Below are 17,502 nucleotides of genomic sequence, written 5' to 3' on the forward strand. Positions count from 1 at the left end.
TGTGAATACTCTAAAAGTGGTTAACGTCTTTTATTGTGACGACCTGAGCGCAGCATGCCGCTTCGACGTGTCTTGTAATGACGATAGATGGCATAACCTGCGATAATTATCAGAACAATAGCGATGCCTAGAAGAATCATATTTACCTACTCGCAGTTAAATACGCGTTCACGTTATCGCAATAAATTAGTACAGGCAATTAAACCTATAATGATTAAGATAAACCCTACAATAAATTCAGTTTTTTCATGATGAAATCATCGCGATAATTTTTATGTTATCAAAATTGAGGAGGTAATATTCAATCATCTTGTTGTATAGGATAAGACAAAATTTCTATTAAATAAATTTAACAATCTTGTTATTTATAAACGAAGATTAAACAAGAAAAACCGATTTTTTGTTAGCGTGAAATAATGCATGTTTTTAATAAAATAAAACTCTGTGTCAAAAAAGATCATGAATCATCGATTTCCGCGGTTTTTTACTGTGCAAGCCATAGCCTGTGTTGCATCCGACGTGTAAATTATCGCACCCCTTACCCGTATTTGGAGAAGTTGAGCATCCTATGGTCCCTTTGTCATCCATCACCGAACTTAACGATCTGGCGCAGGATTTACCGCGCTTTGAGCAGGCGCTGAACCAGTTGGCGGAAAAACTGCATCTCGATCTGTCACAATTCAGCGCCGACCATATTTCGGTGCGTTGCCATCAGAACAGTACGGCCGATCGCTGGCGCCTGGGATTATTGCAATGCGGTGCATTACTGTCGGAGTCGGTGATCAACGGTCGGCCAATTTGCCTGTTCGATCTGGCAGTGCCATTAAAGATCGGCCCGTGGCTCATCGACTGTGTTGAACTGCCTTATCCGGGTGAAAAGCGTTATCCGCATGAAGGCTGGGAGCATGTTGAACTGGTGCTGAGTGGCGATCCGGCCACCCTTTATGCGCGAGCGCTGAGCTGCTTGGCGGATGAAGCACTGCTGCTGCCGGGGATCAAACTGAAGCAGAGTGCGCCAAAAGGCGAGGGCGAACGTCTGCCGAACCCGACGCTGGCACTGACGGATGGCAATATCACCATCAAATTTCATCCGTATCATATCCGCGATATTGTGGCCAGCGAGCGGGGTTAACCCGCACTGATCGCCTGCGCCATGCGATCCAGCGCTTCAGTCAGCAGTTCGCGTCGGCAGCCAAAGTTAAGGCGCACAAAACGGCGGTCGCCAAAGTCCAGCCCAGGGCTCAGGCCAACACCGGCCTGCTCAAAGAAAGCGTGCGGGTTGTCTACCGCCAAACCGCTACAGTCGATCCAGGCCAGGTAGGTGGCTTCCACCGGATGCAATTGCAAGCCGGGCATCTGGTTAATACGCCCGATCACCAAATCACGATTGGCGCGTAAGTAATCCAGCTGTTCGTCCAGCCACTGTTGCCCACCGCTGTAGGCTGCCTGCGCGGCAACCAGCGCCAGGATGTCCACTTCCGGCACAATGCCACTGCGCGCCCGGCATAGCTGCAAGCGCAATTCGTTGTCAGGGATGATGGCCAGCGAAGCCCCCAATCCAGCGATGTTGAAGGTCTTGGAGGGGGACATCAGCGTGATACTGCGCTGCGCCGCATCGTCATTCAGGCTGGCAAACGGAATGTGCTGCAAGCCGGGCTCCAACAACAGATCGCAATGGATCTCGTCCGAACAGACGATCAGATCGTGACGGCGGGCGAACTCGTGCTGCTCCAACAGTTCCTCACGCCGATACACGGTGCCGCCTGGATTCTGCGGGTTGCACAGCATCAGTAGTCGCTCATTACCTTCAAGCAACGGCTCTGCGCTATTGAGGTCCAGCACCCAACGCTGATTTTCCAGCCGTAGCGGGATTTGCCGTTGCGCGCGGCCAGCGAATTTCGCAGCTTTACGAAAAGGGGGATAAATCGGTGAGGGTGCGAGGGTACCTTGGCCTTCAGCGGTAAAAGCACGTACGCATAAGTTCAGTCCGCAGATTAGGCCCGGCAGGAAAACCAGCCATTCCGGCCGAATGTGCCAGCCATAGCGCTCTGCCATGCGCTCGGTAAAAATCTTGCCAAGCTCAGGGGACGGATAGCCGTAGCCGAAAACGCCATGTGCAACGCGCTGTTGCAGTGCGTCGATCACCGAAGGCGGAGAAAGAAAGTCGGTGTCTGCCACCCAGAGTGGAATAACGTCGCGATCACGATATTTGGCCCACTTAACGCTGTCACTGTGACTGCGGTCTATCCATTGATCAAAATTGAATGCCATAGTTAGCCCCTTGAGCCTATGCGATAAATCCTGTAACTATAGCGACTTGTATAACAACTGCTGTAGCATTTTTAGCCGTTCTCTGGGGGTAACAATGATAAAACTGGAAGTTTGTTGCTATAGCGTCGATTGTGCAATGACGGCTGAACAGGCAGGTGCCGATCGTATCGAACTGTGCGCCAGCCAGAGTGAAGGGGGATTAACCCCCAGTTCTGGCTCACTGCTGCTGGCTCGGGAACGGGTGAATATTCCCGTTCACCCGATCGTTCGCCCGCGCGGTGGGGATTTCTGTTACAGCGCGGTCGATTTCGAGATCATGAAAAACGACATTGCTCATATTCGCGATCTGGGATTTGCCGGCGTGGTGGTGGGGATGTTGGATGACGAAGGGCATATTGATCTGCCGCGCATGCGCGAAGTAATGCAATTGAGCGGTGAGATGGCGGTGACTTTCCACCGCGCGTTCGATATGTGTCAAAACCCGCTGGTGGCACTGGATCAATTGACGCAATTAGGGGTGGCGCGCATTCTGACTTCCGGGCAACAGCAAAACGCTGAATTGGGGTTACCGCTGCTGCGCAATCTGCTGCAAGCCAGCCAAGGGCCGGTGATCATGGCCGGGGCTGGGGTGCGGTTAAGCAATCTGCACAAGTTTGTTGATATCGGTATTCAGGAATTGCATAGCTCTTCCGGGCATACGGTGCCATCAACCATGCGTTACCGCAAAGCGGGGGTGACCATGTGTGCTGACAGTGAGTTTGATGAGTTCAGCCATTACTGTGTGGATGGTGAAATGGTAGAGGCAATGAAGAATGCGCTGGCCTTGGTGGATCCCATGACCAAGAGTGCCTGAGTACGCTGCGTGATATCTCGGTTTTCCATTGTCAGGCCCCGATTAGTCGGGGCTTTTTAATTTCAACCACCGAAAATAAAAGCCTATAACGAACAGACAAAAAAAGGCCCTGTTCAGGGATGATCGTACAGGGCGAGGCGTATTAAAGTAGTCAATTATTATTATGTTGGGCGTTACCAACACTTAGAGCTTAGTTTAGAAAAATGTATCTTGTTGGTGCTGCGGATTAAGAATTTTCCGAAAATAAATACGCAGGCTAATGGTATCACTCGGTCGTTCGCCACAAGCTACAGTCTGCTGTTGGTGTGTAGCAGGCTGGCGTAAGCAAGCGGTGACTTTTATTTCATTACAATGGGTTGGCGAGTTTGCTCGCACATCAAAAAAAGCCCTGAGCAGGGTAGAGGTGCTCAGGGCGAAGTTATCAAACTTTCACTGGTGTTGGCGCGATACCAACACTTTTATTTTAGTTAATAATTTGCTAATGCTTATGTTTTAATGTTGCATTAATGTAACTATTGGTTGCGCACGAGAAAATTGAGTGACGTTGTCACTTATTAGGCCTCTAAACCCTTCCTTTGATAAAGCTATCAGCAAGACACTCCGCGTTGAATGGATAGCCACTGAGCTCAATGATTAATGAAATGTTAATTGAATCACATAAGCTCGATGTCTATTTCTATGTCTTGATTTTATAATAATTTGATTTTAAATGAAATTATCAAATCACCAATGCGCATGTGTTCGGTGTTCGCACAGTAATTAATTTAACAATATTGAAACTTTTCAGTGTCGGTGTTTTCCTTTAAAGGCGATTGACGCACTTTCGTCCGATTATCGCACATTAAAGAAGGGATTCTCAGGTTCTTGCCTCGCGTTCCCTTATGGTCACAGTAGCTCAGCCAACCAAGGAAGCGCTCTATGCCACATGAAAACACGATTGATGTTCAAGCACTGATCAATAACAGCCGGTTCTCACCCTATCAGTGGTGGATACTGGCGATGTGCTTTTTAACGGTTGCTCTGGACGGTTTTGACACGGCGATCGTCGGTTATATTGCGGCTTCGCTAGTGCAGGAATGGGGGATTGAAAAAACCTCGCTGGGCCCGGTGATGAGCGCGGCATTGGTTGGCCTTGCCGTCGGTGCATTAACCGCCGGGCCATTGGCGGATCGTATTGGCCGCCGAAAAGTATTGATTCTCTCGCTGCTGGTCTTTGGTGGCTTCAGCCTGCTGACCGCCTTTGCCACCAATCTATCGATGCTGACCTTACTCCGTTTCCTCACCGGATTGGGGTTGGGGGCTGCCATGCCTAACGCTGCGACGTTGATGTCGGAATATGCTCCCGAACGCCGCCGTGCCCTACTGGTGAATCTGATGTTCTGCGGCTTCCCCTTGGGATCTTCACTGGGCGGCTTCGTTTCTGCCTGGTTGATCCCGCATTTTGGCTGGCAAAGCGTGTTTATCCTGGGCGGTGTGGCCCCATTGCTGTTGGCGCTGGTGCTAATTGCCGCATTGCCCGAGTCGGTGCGCTTTATGGTGCTGCACGGTTATGCCGCTGAACGCATTACCGCCGTGCTGCGCCGCATCTCACCGCAACAGTGGATGGCACCGCTGCGTTTTACGCTGAATGAACAGGGCGAAAAAACGGATAAATCCGCGCTGCGAGTGATCTTTTCCCCGCATTACCTGCGCGGCACTCTGATGCTGTGCCTGACCTACTTTATGGGGCTGATGATTTTCTATCTGTTGACCAGTTGGTTGCCGCTGCTGATCCGTGAGACGGGCGCTTCTCTGCGTCAGGCGTCGGTGATTACGGCGTTATTCCCACTAGGGGGCGGTATTGGGGTGTTGGCAATGGGCTGGCTGATGGACCGGATGAATCCACACAAGGTGGTGGCCGTCGGTTATCTCCTCACCGCGCTGTTCGTCTTTGCTATCGGCTTTGTTAATACCAACCCGCTGCTGATGGGGGGCGTGGTGTTTATTGCTGGCGTTTGCATGAACGGTGCGCAGTCATCCATGCCCGCACTGGCCGCCGGTTTTTATCCGACCAACGGCCGTGCCACCGGGGTGGCCTGGATGCTGGGCATTGGGCGCTTTGGCGGCATTCTCGGCGCGATGAGCGGGGGCTTACTGATGCAACTGCAACTGTCGTTCAGCGTGATCTTTACCCTGCTGGCGATCCCGGCACTGCTCGCCGCGCTGGCGTTGATGGTTAAACATTTTTCCCTCAGGGAACCTGCATTGCTGGGCTCTCTGAACAAGGCTCAATAAGGAGAACGTTGTGCATAGACAAACACAAGTAGGGATTGTCGGGGCCGGGCCAGCTGGCCTGATGCTTTCTCATCTGTTGCACTTGCAAGGGATCGAATCTGTGGTGATAGAAACACGCAGCCAGCAAGCGGTTGAGTCAACCATTCGCGCCGGCGTGTTGGAACAGGGAACGGTCGACTTGCTCAACCAGACGGGCCTGGGGGCACGCTTGGCGCGTGAAGGGGCCAAGCATCAAGGTATTCGGCTGGCATTTGACGGGGAACAACACCGTATTGATTTGACTGAACTGACCGACAGAGAAATAACCGTTTACGCCCAGCATGAAGTGTTGAAAGACCTGATCGCCGCACGTCAGGCGGCACAGGGGCAACTGCTGTTTGAAGTGGAACAGGTATCGTTGCAGCAACTGGAGAGCGAACGTCCACAGATCCACTATCGTCATCTTGACGAAGACCACATCATTAGCTGCGATTTTGTCATCGGCTGTGACGGTTTTCACGGCATCTGCCGGGCCGCGATGCCAGGAGGATTGCGTAAGGATTACACCCGCGTCTATCCCTTTGGTTGGTTTGGCATTTTGGTGGAAGCGCCACCTTCCTGCGAAGAGCTGATCTATGCCCGCCATGCGCGTGGTTTTGCTCTGATCAGCACGCGCTCTGCGCAGGTGCAACGCATGTATTTTCAGTGTGATCCGCAGGAGAAGGTAGAAGATTGGTCTGATGACCGGATCTGGAGCGAGCTGGAAGCCCGGTTGGAAAATCGTGATGGCTGGTCGTTACAGCAGGGTAAGATCTTCCAGAGGAACGTGGTGGGCATGCGCAGTTTTGTGACCGAACCGATGCGCTATAAGCGTCTGTTGCTGGCCGGGGATGCCGCGCACATTGTGCCGCCAACCGGAGCGAAAGGGTTAAACCTGGCCATGGCCGATGTACGCCTGCTGGCTCAGGCGCTAGAAAGCCTGTATCGCCAGCGCAACTGGTCGCATCTGGATGCGTACAGCGAACAGGCACTGCAACGGGTATGGCGCGCTGAGCATTTTTCCTGGTGGATGACCAATATGCTGCATACCCAAGGGGAAAGCAGCTCGTTCCAGCAGCGTTTGCAACTGTCTGAACTGCAATATATGGTTAAATCACGCAGCGCTATGACCATGCTGGCAGAAAACTATGTCGGTTTGCCCTTTTAATCACCCACCGCAGCCCGCAAGGGCTGCGATATTTGAAGCTAGGATAACAGTAGCGACAGTTCCTGTGCCCCGTCGCGCAACGCTGGCAGAATGCGCGCGGTCAATTCGCTGACCGGCACCAACCCAGCCTGCACCCCGACGTTCAATGCGGCACCTACGCTGCCGTCTGCTGCCAGGATCGGTACGGCAATCGAACGCAGGCCAATCTCCAACTCCTGATCGTTGATGGCGTAACCTTGCGCCCGCACTTTTTTCAGCTCTTCTTTCAGGTTGCTGATGTTGGCAACGGTGTACTGCGTGTAACGCACCAGGCTGACGCGTTTGAGATAATTATTCAGCGCCTCCGGCGGCAAATGGGCGATCAGTACGCGCCCCATCGAGGTGGCAAAGGCGGGTAACCGGCTGCCGATATCCAGATCGATGCTCATAATGCGTGAGCTAGAAGCGCGGGCAATATACAGAATGTCGTCGCCGTCCAGCGTGGCGATTGAGCAAGACTCATTGAGCATCTGGCTGATGTGTTTCAACACCGGCTGAGTGGCCTTGGCCAGCGGAGTCGAAGCCAGATAAGGGTGACCGAGCGTCAGAATGCGCGGGCGTAGTTCGAAGTTCTTGCCGTCCTGCGCGTAGACAAACCCCAATTTAGTCAGCGTATACAGGCAACGGCGCACCGCGGCGCGCGGGATGCCGGTTTTCTGGCTGATTTGCGAGATCGACATCAACCGCCGCTGCGGCGTAAACGCCTGGATCACCTCCAGGCCGCGCGCCAGCGAAGTCATAAAATTTGGGTCGCCCTTGAACGGATCGTTGCTGCTGCCAGCGACAAAACTGTGCTCTTCGGTGGAGGTGTCGGGGGAGGCGTTGCGCGTCATGGTCAGTTCCCTGTCGGTATCTGCGGATTTCGCACAGTGTATCCGATAATCGCCCACTTCGCGTTGCAGGCAGTAAGTTAGCGCGTGAAAACCGTGTTCTGATCACAGAATCTGATGGCAAATCAATCGGGCTCCAATTGTGTGCGATATACGCACACTATAACGATTATCGCCCTTGACGCTGTTTGGTCAGCAAGGCTAACGTTGACGGGTTGCCCAGAGTGAATAGAGAACAGGAGAGATGATGGAATTATTGACACCGTTGCTACGGCCTTCCGCGATCAATAGCTGCTTTAGCGACGCGGCGGTTTTGCAAGGGATGCTGGATTTCGAGGCGGCATTGGCGCAGGCGCAGGCTGAAGCCGGTGTGATCCCCCCCTCGGCAGCAGAGACCATTGCTCGCTGTTGTCAAAGCGAGCTGTTGGATGCGGGTTCACTGGCGAATGCTGCGGCACTGGCGGGCAATCTGGCGATCCCTTTGGTGCGCCAACTGACCGCGCGGGTGGCCGAACAGGATCCGCAGGCGGCGCGTTTTGTGCATTGGGGCGCAACCAGCCAGGATGCGATTGATACCGGGCTGGTGCTGCAACTGCGCAGCGCATTAACGCAGACCGATAGCCAGTTGACGCAGCTGATCGCGGCGCTGGTGTGCCAGATTGAAATTCACCACGAAACGCTAATGGTGGGGCGAACCTGGATGCAGCAGGCATTGCCGACCACTCTGGGGTTAAAGCTGGCAGGCACGTTGGATGCATTGCTGCGTTATCGCCAGCGGTTGGCACAGATGCTGCCGCGCGTGCTGGTGCTGCAATTTGGCGGTGCCGCCGGTACGCTCAATTCACTGGGGTCAAAGGGCAAAGCGGTGTCGGCTCTGTTGGCGCAGCGCTTGCAGTTGACGGAAGCCGACACCCCTTGGCACAGCCAGCGTGACCGCTTGTTAGAAGTGGCAGGTTGGTATGCCGGGCTGGCAGGAACACTGGGTAAGCTGGCGCGGGATATTTCACTGCTGTGCCAGACCGAAATCGCTGAGGTTGCCGAACCGCAGGCCGAGGGGCGCGGGGGGTCTTCAACCATGCCACACAAACGCAATCCGGTGTCCTGTGCGGTGATTTTGGCGGCGGCCATGCGCGCACCCGCGCTGGTGAGCGGCCTGTATCAGGCGATGCTGCAAGAGCACGAACGCGGCCTGGGTGGCTGGCACGCCGAATGGGAAAGCCTGCCGGAACTGATGATGCTCAGCGCCGGGGCGCTGGCGGCCAGCGTGCCGCTGATTGATGGATTGCAGGTTTTCCCGGCCCGCATGGCGGATAATCTGGCGTTGACCGGCGGGCTGATTCTGGCTGAAGCGGTCACCATGGCGCTGGGTGAACCCATGGGCCGCCTGAATGCTCACCGGCACATTGAGCAAGCCTGCCAACGCGCGCAGGCAGAGAATCTGTCTTTGCTGGCGGTGCTGGAACAGGATGAGCAGGTGCTGAAGTGGCTCGAACGTTCACAGCTGGCCGAACTGCTCGATCCGGCCAACGCGCTGGGCAGCGCATCGGTGTTTATCCAACAGGTTTTGGTACGCGCCAAAGCCACAACATCAACAACCGCTTATAACTGAGGAACAAGCATGGATGATAAACAGCGTTACCAGCAAGGGATCGCGGTGCGTCGCGAAGTGCTGGGGGATGCCCACGTTGATCGCACGCTGAGCAATCTGACGCCGCTCAACCAGGAGTTTCAGGATTTCATCAGCCGTTACGCCTGGGGGGAGATCTGGACTCGCCCCGGTTTAGCGCGCCATACCCGCAGCTTGATCACCATCGCGATGCTGATCGCCCTCAACCGTGAAGCGGAATTGCGCATGCACCTGAAGGCAGCATTCAACAACGGCGTCACCCGCGAAGAACTTAAAGAGGTGTTGATGCAAAGTGCGTTGTATTGCGGTTTACCCGCCGCCAACGCGGCGTTTCATTTGGCCGAAGCGGTATTCGCCGAAATGGATGCGGCAGCAGGCTGAACGGCTAGGGGCGTATTGCCAATGCTTCGCGGCGCACCGCAGCGATAAAGTCTTGCAACGCGCCGCCGGAGTGCTCCTGATTACGCACGATGATCCCCACCGGTTCTGAGGTTCCTGGCCCACTGAACGGCAGCGGCAGCAACCTGCCAGCGGTGAGATCGTCCTGCACCGCGCCGGAAGGCACGAACCACAGATAGTCGTATTGCAGCGTCAGCCGCCGCGCCAGCGAAGGTGACAGGGTTTCTACCCGTTGGGCCGGTAGGGAAAGGCCGCTGGCGGCCAGCAGCGCTTCGGCGTTCTGGCGCGGCACGGTGCCTTTGGGGGCAACAACCAACGGGTAGCGCAAGGCATTTTCCAGCGTCAGGGTTTCACGCAGCAGCGGGTGGGCGGGTTGCGCCACCACCTGCAACTCTTCTAGAAACAGCAATTCAAACAGCAGGCCGCTCATCATCTGTGGATCGGCCATGCGGCCAATCGCCAGATCCAGTTCGCCATTTTGTAACTGTGCCAGCAGCGCCGTATTGTGCGCGGTGGTGACCTGGATGCGCAGATGGGGGTGAAGCTGCTGAAAATGGGCAATTACCGGCGGCAATACGCCCAGCGCGGCAGTGGGCAGAGCACCCACGCGCAGCGGCGGCGGCAGAGCATGGGCCTGCTGCGCCAGCACGTCTCCAGCGTCGGCCAGCGCCGCCATAATGCGCTGCGCATGGGCCAGGAACACCTCGCCCTGCGCGGTCAGCCGTGCGCCGTGGCGGCCGCGATCGAACAGGGTGACGCCGGTCAGGGCTTCTAACTCGCTGAGGGTTTTCGACAGTGCCGGTTGGCTCAGATTCAGGCGTTCCGCCGCCCGGTGTAGGAAGCCTTCCCGGGCGACGGCAACAAAGCAGTGGATATGACGCAGGCGAATACGCTGGGTAAAAACGCTGTTGTTATCTATCACGCGGCCACTCCGTCATCAAGGTTACGGCAGAGTAACTCATCTCTCTGCCGTTATGAACGGGATTGGCCGATCTCTGGATTACAAATCGAAAAATACCGTTTCATTCTCCCCCTGCAGCACAATATCGAACTGATAGAGGGAGCCGTCTGCGGTGCTTTTTTTGTGACCAATCAGCGTATTACGCCGTACTTCCTGTTCGACCAGATTGAGCACCGGATCGGCCTGGTTAGCACTTTCCTCATCGGAAAAATACATGCGGGTATGCAGACCCAGGTTGATGCCACGCGCCACGATCCACAGGTTGACATGCGGTGCCATCAGCCTGCCATCGCGCCCAATGACCGCGCCGGGCTTGATGGTGTCGAAGGTATAAACACCGCTGGTGAAATCGGAGCAGGCTCGCCCCCAACCGCGAAAGTTAGGGTCCAGACTTTTGTCATGCTGGCGATCCTGCGGGTGTTGATAGCGCCCAGCCGCATTGGCCTGCCACATTTCCAGCAGGACGTCACGCAGCGGTGTACCGCTGCCGTCGAACACCCGGCCTTCAATACGGATACGTTCGCCGCGGGTTTCGGCGTTGGTCAGCACCGGGCCGAAGTTGTTTTCGAAAATGTCAAAACCGGCGGCATGGGGGGCCAGGCCGATATGCACGTAGGGGCCAGCGGTTTGTGAAGGCGTTTCCAGCAGATAGGTATCTTTCAACATTAGGCTTTCCCCTGTAAGCGGTTTTCAAACAGCGTGGCGCGATGCCCACGCAGCACCAGATCAAAGCGATAAGCCAGGCTGTCGAGCTGCACGGAGGCGGATTTATCAAGGACCGAGATCAGTGAGCGCACTGCGTCATCGTCATTGATGGAACACACGATCGGGCAGTGTGCAATCAGCGGGTCCCCTTCGAAATACATCTGGGTGATCAAGCGTTGTGCAAAGGCATCGCCGGAGAGAGAGAAGTGGATATGCGCCGGGCGCCAGTCATTGACACGGTTGCGCCAAGGGTAGGGGCCGGGCTTAATGGTGCGGAAAACGTAGTAGCCCTTGTCGTCGGTGAGCATGCGCCCACAGCCGCCAAAGTTGGGGTCGATCGGTGCCAGATACTGATCTTTTTTGTGGCGGTAACGGCCACCGGCGTTGGCCTGCCACACTTCAACCAGCGTATTGCGCATTGGTTGGCCGTTTTCATCTCGCACATAACCATGCACGATAATCCGCTCGCCAATCGGCATACCTTGCTTGGCGTAATTCAGGATCAGATCGTTGTCTAACGCCCCGAGTTCGCTGCTGGAAAATACCGGGCCGGTGATCTCGGAAAGCGAATTCTGCAATGAGATCGGCGCATTACGCGGCGAGCGCAACACACTGCTTTTGTATTCCGGCGAGTAGGCTGGCGGATGGCGATCGCGATTACGTTGATACAGCTCGCTGCTGCTCATAGAGCACTCCTTATCGATAAGGTGAGGGGAATAGGCTTGACCCTCGGCAGTGTATAAGTGGCGAGTTGTTACAATAAAGTGAAATTTACATCTGGTTTACATAGCTAAAAGTAATGTAATGCTACTGTAGCCGGGTAAACGTTAGTGCGACTTACCGCGCCAAATAGCGGGTTGTAGCGACGACCGCCATTTTCCGGTGATGGGTGATCTGTTCTTCTGGCGATTGATTACTTTCAAAAAGCGTATTGAAAGTGTACTGGTTGGAGACGTGGTGGAAACACAGGCTGCTGATCAGACGGTGGACGTCATGGGCGCTCACTTCGTCATTAAACAGTTGCTTGGCTTTGCCACGTGCAAGGATATCTTCCAGCAGCGTCAGGGCACTCTGGTTGAGCGCTCGGATATGCGGGGATTGGCTGATGTATTTACCGCGCATCATGTTTTCCATGCAGATCAACCGAATAAAGTCAGGATGCGTGACGTGGTAATTAAAGCTCTCTTCCACCAGCCTGACGATGGCTTCCGCAGGTGGCAGGGTATCTAAAGCTAACCCAGACTCATGATCGCGGATGTGTTGGTAGACGTGCTCCAGCACCGCCAGATACAGCGTTTCCTTGTTCTTGAAGTGGTAGACCACCATGCGTTTGGTGGTTTCCGCCTGTTGGGCAATATTTTCCAGGCGTGCGCCTTTGAGGCCGTATTCGGCAAATTCCAGCAGTGCACTGGTAAAAATGCGCAGTTTCAAACCCTGGGGATCGTTTTTACGTTTGCCGCTTGGTGAGTCGATAGGATTTAACATCAAGAGGTTGGCAGTTGAGGGAACACCCGACAAGAGTAACTGCCGGACTCTTCCAATACAACCTTCGCTTTCCGGTTGTTTTGTGATCGCTGTTAAAGAGTTGTTACTGCCGCTTTGAACCTGTTTGACAAAATGAACCTTTTGGTACAAAAAAGAGTGGCACCGTGTTTTGCCCGGTGCAGGAGAGTGTCTGGGTTATCAATAGGGGAGTCTCATGCTGCGTTCAATTGCCACGGTATCCATTGCGGGTACCTTACCGGAAAAGCTGGCAGCTATTGCTGCCGCTGGCTTTGATGGTGTAGAAATTTTCGAAAATGATCTGCTCTACTTTCCGGGTAAACCGGCAGAAATACGCCAGCGAGCACAGGATTTGGGCTTAGCCATTACCCTGTATCAGCCGTTTCGCGATTTTGAAGGCGCACCACGTTCACTGATGGCGGGCAATCTGGAACGCGCGCGGCGCAAATTTGCGCTGATGCAGGAGTTAGGGTGCGATCGCATGCTGCTGTGCAGCAATGTGTCGCCAGACAGCTGTGGCCAATTCGAGCAGCAGGTCGAGGATCTGGCGCAGTTGGCTGCCTTGGCGCAGCAGCAGCAGATCGTGGTGGCCTATGAAGCACTGGCCTGGGGCCAGCATGTCAACCGCTATCGGCAGGCCTGGGAGCGGGTGCGGGCGGTTGACAGCCCCGCATTGGGCTTGGCATTGGACAGTTTTCACATCTTAGCGCTGGGCGATAACCTGGATCAGTTGGATGATATTCCACTGGAAAAGATCGCCTTTCTGCAACTGGCAGATGCTCCGTGGTTGAACATGGAGGTGATCGAATGGAGCCGCCATTTCCGCTGCTTCCCCGGTCAAGGGGCGTTACCGCTGGTGGAGTTTGCCGCTGCGCTGTTACGCAAAGGATATCGTGGCCCGTGGTCGCTGGAAGTGTTCAACGATGGTTTCCGCGCAGCACCCAGTGCCGCAACGGCGCAGGATGGCCTGCGCTCGCTATTGCTGTTGGAAGAGCAGGCACAGGCCGCGCTGGGGCAAGTCGAGCGCGGATTGTTCAGCAGTGCCCTGTTGCCACAGCGTCAGGCGATCGAGTTTCTGGAGTTTGCCGTTAATGCCGCAGAAGCTGATGAACTGGCGCGCTGGCTTGGGCAACTGGGGTTCAGCCACTGTGGCGATCATCGCTCCAAGCGCGTGGCACTTTACCAGAATGGTGGGGTCAGAGTCGTGCTTAACCAGCAACCAGACTCCTTTGCCGCTGGTTACCGTGAGCAACACGGCGCGTCGTTGTGCGCTCTGGCCTGCCGCAGCGATCGCCCACAGGCATTGTTACAGCGAGCCAGAGATTTTGCCTATCCGTCTTATCAGGGGCAGGTTGGACCTAATGAGCATGAGATCCCGGCGCTTTGCGCGCCGGATGGCAGCCTGATTTACCTGTTTGGCGAGCAGACCAGCGATGTGTATCAGGATGATTTTCATCTGCAACCACCGGTTGATATTTCAGGGCCGCAGTTGCAGGGGATCGATCATCTGGCCTTGGCGATGCCTGCCGGTTCGCTGGAGAACTGGGTGATGTTCCTGCGCAGCGTTTTAGGGATGCAGGCGGATGGCGAGCAGTTGCTGCCCGATCCTTACGGGCTGGTACGCAGCAAGGCGTTGCATACGCCTTGCTACGGTATCCGTTTACCGCTAAACGTTTCGCAAAGCCTGGGAACGCTTAGTGCGCGCACCGTGGAGGCTTATCATGGCAGCGGGTTGCAGCACGTGGCTTTCTCCACGGCCGATATTTTTCAGGCGGTGGCTAGCGCCAGGCAAAATGGCGTAGCGCTGCTGACCATCTCAGATAACTACTACGACGATCTGGCAACCCGGTTTAGCCTGGATGCGGGATTTGTTGCTCGCCTGCGGCAGCACCATATTCTTTACGATCGCGATCCGGCGGGGGGAGAACTGCTGCATGTTTACACCCAACCGTTTACCGGCGGGTGTTTCTTCTTTGAACTGCTGGAAAGGCGCGGTGGCTATAGCCAGTACGGCGCGGCCAATGGTGCAGCACGCCTTGCGGCGATGCGCCAGGGTTAGCCTTGGTTCACGCAGACCTGCTGAAAAATCTCTAGCATATGTTCGCGGTCTGGTTGCAGGCCGGTGTAAAGCTCAAACGCTTGGGCGGCCTGGAATACCACCATACCGTCGCCGCCAATCGCCTGGCAGCCTTTGGCGCGCGCGCGCAGGACCAACTCCGTTTCCCGTGGAACGTAAATCACATCAGCCACCCAGTGGCGCGGTGTTAACCAATCAATATCGATCGGCATGCCGGGGTGGCCGCTCATGCCGATCGGCGTTGCTTGCACCAGGCCGCTGCTGTTGGCTAATGCCTGCTGCGGGTTGTCAGTAATGCTGACGCGATCGGAGCCAAAATGCAGTAACAACTGCTGGTACAGTGCTTCACTGCGTGCCGTATCGCGATCGTACAACGCCAGATGTTTGACGCCATATTCCAACAGGCCGTAGGCACTGGCGCTGCCTGCGCCGCCAGCGCCAACCTGCAACACGCGCTCAATATTCACGTCCGGCAGATTGCGGCGGAAATGGCTAATAAAACCGGGGCAGTCGGTATTGTGACCGATACGCTGGCCGTGGCGAAACAGGACGGTATTGACCGCACCAATCGCGCTAGCCTGCGGTGAGAGTTGATCCAGATAAGGGATGATTTGCTGTTTGAACGGATGAGTGACGTTACAACCGGTAAAACCGAGGGTTTCCAGGCTGCGCAACACATCCGGCAGGGCTTCTGCGCCCCAGTCACGCTGGGTAAAGTCCAGTAGTTGGTAACTGCAACGCAAGCCTTGGCGACGGGCTTCGTGTTCGTACAACTGGGGGGAAAGAGAGCCTTGAATATCTTTACCTAACAGGGCCAGCAGATAAAGCGGTGGGCGCGAGGCTGCAAAAGTAGTGTTCGCATTCATGATGAGCTCCGATTGTCTCAAGGTGTGGCTAGGTTGCCATTGTCATTATAAAATGAACCATATGGTTCTTTGTGTAAACGTTTGGTATGAGATTTGTGACAGTTGTCAAAGGTGATGCAGAGGTGTGGACTAAGCTGCAAGCCTCTGGATATGATGAACTTCACATATTTGCAACAATATTTTTACCCTTTGAGTAAGTGATAAACAGTGTGAGTAAGATGTTTTATTTCATTTAATTTCAATCTATTAGCTGGGTATTCAGTCGTAAAGCACGCTGAGTTAACCGGAAATAAACGTACCAAACAGTTCGATAACCGCCCAAATTATCGCATTGCCCCATTGCTGGCGCCCGTGCGAATTCTTACATTCTAGGTACGATATACGAATCATCGGGCGATAATCGCCCACTTTATCGTTGTTGTTGCCATCGTTCGCAGGTGTATGACTCGACGACGCGGAGATAGATTCTCCCGTGTTCATGATGAGCAACGCCTGCGGCATAGCCGAATGTACGGAGGGAAATATTGTGGCTGCAAACGAGATAGACGTGAGGGAATTGATTAATCAGCGTCCCTTGGGGCGTTTTCAAAAGCTGATTATCTGCTTGGGATTTATTGTGATTGCCCTGGATGGCTTCGATATTACCCTGATGGGGTTTATTGCGCCGGAGCTGAAAGTGCAATGGGGTGTCGCTAACCAACAGTTGGGTTGGGTGATCAGCGCCGCGCTGGTCGGGTTAACACTCGGGGCGCTGCTCTCTGGCCCGCTGGCGGATCGGCTAGGCCGCCGGGTAATTATTATCAATAGCGTATTTTTCTTCGGGTTCTGGACCATCGTTACAGCCTTTTCGCAGAATATCGATCAGATGATCTTTTTCCGCTTTATGACCGGGCTGGGCATGGGCGCGGCGATGCCCAATGTTGGTACGCTGATCTCCGAATACGCGCCGGAGAAAAAACGGTCGTTCCTGATCACCGTGGTGTTCTGCGGCTTTACCTTTGGTGCGGCGATCGGTGGATTTGCCGCTTCCTGGCTGATCCCGCGCTTCGGTTGGCATTCTCTGCTGCTGTTAGGCGGGATTTTGCCGTTGTTGAGCGTGCCATTGTTGCTGCTGAAATTGCCGGAATCGGTGCGCTTTCTGGTCACTAAACGCGCCAGCGCAAACCGTATTCGCAAAATTGTTGAAAAACTGGCGCCGGGCAGCACCCACCCAGAAACCCGCTTTACGCTACCGCCGCTGGTGGGTGAGGGCAAAGGAGCGGTGCGGATTGTTGTCTCACGTGATTATCGTTTCGGTAGCGTCATGCTGTGGATCGGTTATTTCATGGCGCTGTTTTTGGTCTATCTGTTGGGCAGTTGGTTGCCGACGCTGGTGAAAGAGATCGGCCTTAGCGTTGCACAGGCGGCGGTGATCACGGCGTTGTATCAGGCGGGTGGGACTTTCGGTTCTCTGTTTGCCGGTTGGATGATGGATCGGGTTAACCCGCATCGGGCGCTGGGGTGTATTTATCTGGTGGGAGCGGCCTTTACCTTGTCGATTGGCTTGGCTTCACACAGCGAGATCTTGCTGGGGTTGCTGGCCCTCGGTTGCGGTTTTTGCCTCAACGGTGCCAATACCGGCATGAACGCACTTTCTGCTGGGTATTACCCTACCGAAGCGCGTGCCACCGGTTCCAGTTGGATGCACGGCATTGGCCGTATCGGTGCCATACTGAGCGCCTTTGCCGGAGCGCAAATGTTGGCGCTGGAGTGGGAGTTTTCTCAGGTGTTTGCCATCATTGCGATTCCAGCGTTGATCACCGCCTGTGCCATTTTCGCTAAAGGGATATGGGGATATAACCGGCAACCGGTTATGCCCCAAGAAGAACGGGTGCAGCAGTCAACGGTAGCCTAAGGCAGGCAGCACAGGCG

At 54.9% G+C, this 17,502-nt stretch carries 15 protein-coding genes; 8 read left to right on the forward strand and 7 right to left on the reverse strand.

Annotated features, from left to right (window positions below; genetic code table 11):
• Nucleotides 1–568 precede the first annotated feature (568 nt).
• On the forward strand, nucleotides 569–1,132 hold the full coding sequence (locus AC2A1E_RS17935) for a VOC family protein (RefSeq protein ID WP_484384876.1): 564 nt from the start codon (nucleotides 569–571) through the stop codon (nucleotides 1,130–1,132).
• Here AC2A1E_RS17935 and AC2A1E_RS17940 read toward each other — a convergent pair.
• Nucleotides 1,129–2,271 (reverse strand): MalY/PatB family protein, encoded by a 1,143-nt coding sequence (locus AC2A1E_RS17940; protein WP_484384877.1) that lies wholly within the window; start codon nucleotides 2,269–2,271, stop codon nucleotides 1,129–1,131. The two genes, AC2A1E_RS17935 and AC2A1E_RS17940, sit on opposite strands and share 4 nt — an antisense overlap.
• Nucleotides 2,272–2,365: 94 nt before the next feature.
• Between AC2A1E_RS17940 and cutC the strand changes: the two genes are divergently transcribed.
• The 3 genes from cutC (at nucleotide 2,366) to AC2A1E_RS17955 (ending at nucleotide 6,584) form a co-directional block, all read left to right on the forward strand.
• On the forward strand, nucleotides 2,366–3,124 hold the full coding sequence (gene cutC, locus AC2A1E_RS17945; RefSeq protein ID WP_473187386.1) for a copper homeostasis protein CutC: 759 nt from the start codon (nucleotides 2,366–2,368) through the stop codon (nucleotides 3,122–3,124).
• A 918-nt stretch (nucleotides 3,125–4,042) separates the two neighbouring features.
• Nucleotides 4,043–5,398 carry an aromatic acid/H+ symport family MFS transporter gene (locus AC2A1E_RS17950; protein WP_484384878.1) on the forward strand — a complete coding sequence of 452 codons (1,356 nt, stop codon included), beginning with the start codon at nucleotides 4,043–4,045 and terminating at the stop codon, nucleotides 5,396–5,398.
• Nucleotides 5,399–5,408: 10 nt separating this feature from the next.
• Nucleotides 5,409–6,584 carry a 4-hydroxybenzoate 3-monooxygenase gene (locus AC2A1E_RS17955; RefSeq protein ID WP_484384879.1) on the forward strand — a complete coding sequence of 392 codons (1,176 nt, stop codon included), beginning with the start codon at nucleotides 5,409–5,411 and terminating at the stop codon, nucleotides 6,582–6,584.
• Between the two features lie 38 nt (nucleotides 6,585–6,622).
• Here the strand turns inward: AC2A1E_RS17955 and AC2A1E_RS17960 are convergent, their stop codons facing one another.
• Nucleotides 6,623–7,456, reverse strand: coding sequence for an IclR family transcriptional regulator domain-containing protein (locus AC2A1E_RS17960; protein ID WP_484384880.1), 834 nt, complete (start codon nucleotides 7,454–7,456; stop codon nucleotides 6,623–6,625).
• 244 nt (nucleotides 7,457–7,700) lie between these two features.
• On the opposite strand from AC2A1E_RS17960, the gene AC2A1E_RS17965 reads away from it, so the two are divergent.
• Together AC2A1E_RS17965 and pcaC are read left to right on the forward strand one after the other, a co-directional pair.
• Entirely contained in the window at nucleotides 7,701–9,062 is a 1,362-nt protein-coding gene (locus AC2A1E_RS17965; protein WP_484384912.1) for a 3-carboxy-cis,cis-muconate cycloisomerase, read from the forward strand.
• A gap of 9 nt (nucleotides 9,063–9,071) precedes the next feature.
• Nucleotides 9,072–9,461 carry a 4-carboxymuconolactone decarboxylase gene (pcaC, locus tag AC2A1E_RS17970; RefSeq protein WP_459402490.1) on the forward strand — a complete coding sequence of 130 codons (390 nt, stop codon included), beginning with the start codon at nucleotides 9,072–9,074 and terminating at the stop codon, nucleotides 9,459–9,461.
• A 4-nt stretch (nucleotides 9,462–9,465) separates the two neighbouring features.
• Here pcaC and AC2A1E_RS17975 read toward each other — a convergent pair whose 3' ends face one another.
• The 4 genes from AC2A1E_RS17975 to AC2A1E_RS17990 form a co-directional block, all read right to left on the reverse strand.
• A complete protein-coding gene (locus tag AC2A1E_RS17975; RefSeq protein ID WP_484384913.1) occupies nucleotides 9,466–10,398 on the reverse strand; it encodes a LysR substrate-binding domain-containing protein in 933 nt (310 codons plus the stop codon).
• Nucleotides 10,399–10,479: 81 nt separating this feature from the next.
• A complete protein-coding gene (gene pcaG / locus AC2A1E_RS17980; protein ID WP_484384881.1) occupies nucleotides 10,480–11,106 on the reverse strand; it encodes a protocatechuate 3,4-dioxygenase subunit alpha in 627 nt (208 codons plus the stop codon).
• Nucleotides 11,106–11,831: a protocatechuate 3,4-dioxygenase subunit beta gene (gene pcaH / locus AC2A1E_RS17985; protein ID WP_484384882.1), complete on the reverse strand. Its 726-nt coding sequence runs from the start codon at nucleotides 11,829–11,831 to the stop codon at nucleotides 11,106–11,108. The genes pcaG and pcaH overlap by 1 nt, the downstream gene beginning before the upstream one ends.
• 151 nt (nucleotides 11,832–11,982) lie before the next feature.
• Nucleotides 11,983–12,630, reverse strand: a complete 648-nt coding sequence (locus tag AC2A1E_RS17990; protein ID WP_459402493.1) for a TetR/AcrR family transcriptional regulator — start codon at nucleotides 12,628–12,630, stop codon at nucleotides 11,983–11,985.
• A gap of 214 nt (nucleotides 12,631–12,844) precedes the next feature.
• Between AC2A1E_RS17990 and AC2A1E_RS17995 the strand changes: the two genes are divergently transcribed.
• Entirely contained in the window at nucleotides 12,845–14,707 is a 1,863-nt protein-coding gene (locus AC2A1E_RS17995; RefSeq protein ID WP_484384883.1) for a bifunctional sugar phosphate isomerase/epimerase/4-hydroxyphenylpyruvate dioxygenase family protein, read from the forward strand.
• On the opposite strand, the gene AC2A1E_RS18000 is transcribed toward AC2A1E_RS17995, so the two are convergent.
• Entirely contained in the window at nucleotides 14,704–15,591 is an 888-nt protein-coding gene (locus AC2A1E_RS18000; RefSeq protein ID WP_484384884.1) for a shikimate dehydrogenase, read from the reverse strand. The genes AC2A1E_RS17995 and AC2A1E_RS18000 overlap by 4 nt on opposite strands.
• Before the next feature lie 481 nt (nucleotides 15,592–16,072).
• On the opposite strand from AC2A1E_RS18000, the gene AC2A1E_RS18005 reads away from it, so the two are divergent.
• Nucleotides 16,073–17,485, forward strand: a complete 1,413-nt coding sequence (locus tag AC2A1E_RS18005; RefSeq protein WP_484384914.1) for an MFS transporter — start codon at nucleotides 16,073–16,075, stop codon at nucleotides 17,483–17,485.
• Nucleotides 17,486–17,502 lie beyond the last annotated feature (17 nt).

The sequence above is a fragment of the Serratia sp. HNCC26DJ206 genome (assembly GCF_057180605.1).

Excerpts from the sequence above, each read along its gene's own strand:
- AC2A1E_RS17940 (WP_484384877.1), bottom strand. The coding sequence starts at position 2,271 with ATGGCATTCAATTTTGATCAATGGATAGACCGCAGTCACAGTGACAGC.
- AC2A1E_RS17935 (WP_484384876.1), top strand. The coding sequence starts at position 569 with ATGGTCCCTTTGTCATCCATCACCGAACTTAACGATCTGGCGCAGGAT.
- pcaG (WP_484384881.1), bottom strand. The coding sequence starts at position 11,106 with ATGTTGAAAGATACCTATCTGCTGGAAACGCCTTCACAAACCGCTGGC.
- pcaH (WP_484384882.1), bottom strand. The coding sequence starts at position 11,831 with ATGAGCAGCAGCGAGCTGTATCAACGTAATCGCGATCGCCATCCGCCA.
- AC2A1E_RS17990 (WP_459402493.1), bottom strand. The coding sequence starts at position 12,630 with ATGTTAAATCCTATCGACTCACCAAGCGGCAAACGTAAAAACGATCCC.
- AC2A1E_RS18005 (WP_484384914.1), top strand. The coding sequence starts at position 16,073 with ATGAGCAACGCCTGCGGCATAGCCGAATGTACGGAGGGAAATATTGTG.
- AC2A1E_RS17965 (WP_484384912.1), top strand. The coding sequence starts at position 7,701 with ATGGAATTATTGACACCGTTGCTACGGCCTTCCGCGATCAATAGCTGC.
- cutC (WP_473187386.1), top strand. The coding sequence starts at position 2,366 with ATGATAAAACTGGAAGTTTGTTGCTATAGCGTCGATTGTGCAATGACG.
- AC2A1E_RS18000 (WP_484384884.1), bottom strand. The coding sequence starts at position 15,591 with ATGAATGCGAACACTACTTTTGCAGCCTCGCGCCCACCGCTTTATCTG.
- AC2A1E_RS17960 (WP_484384880.1), bottom strand. The coding sequence starts at position 7,456 with ATGACGCGCAACGCCTCCCCCGACACCTCCACCGAAGAGCACAGTTTT.
- pcaC (WP_459402490.1), top strand. The coding sequence starts at position 9,072 with ATGGATGATAAACAGCGTTACCAGCAAGGGATCGCGGTGCGTCGCGAA.
- AC2A1E_RS17995 (WP_484384883.1), top strand. The coding sequence starts at position 12,845 with ATGCTGCGTTCAATTGCCACGGTATCCATTGCGGGTACCTTACCGGAA.
- AC2A1E_RS17950 (WP_484384878.1), top strand. The coding sequence starts at position 4,043 with ATGCCACATGAAAACACGATTGATGTTCAAGCACTGATCAATAACAGC.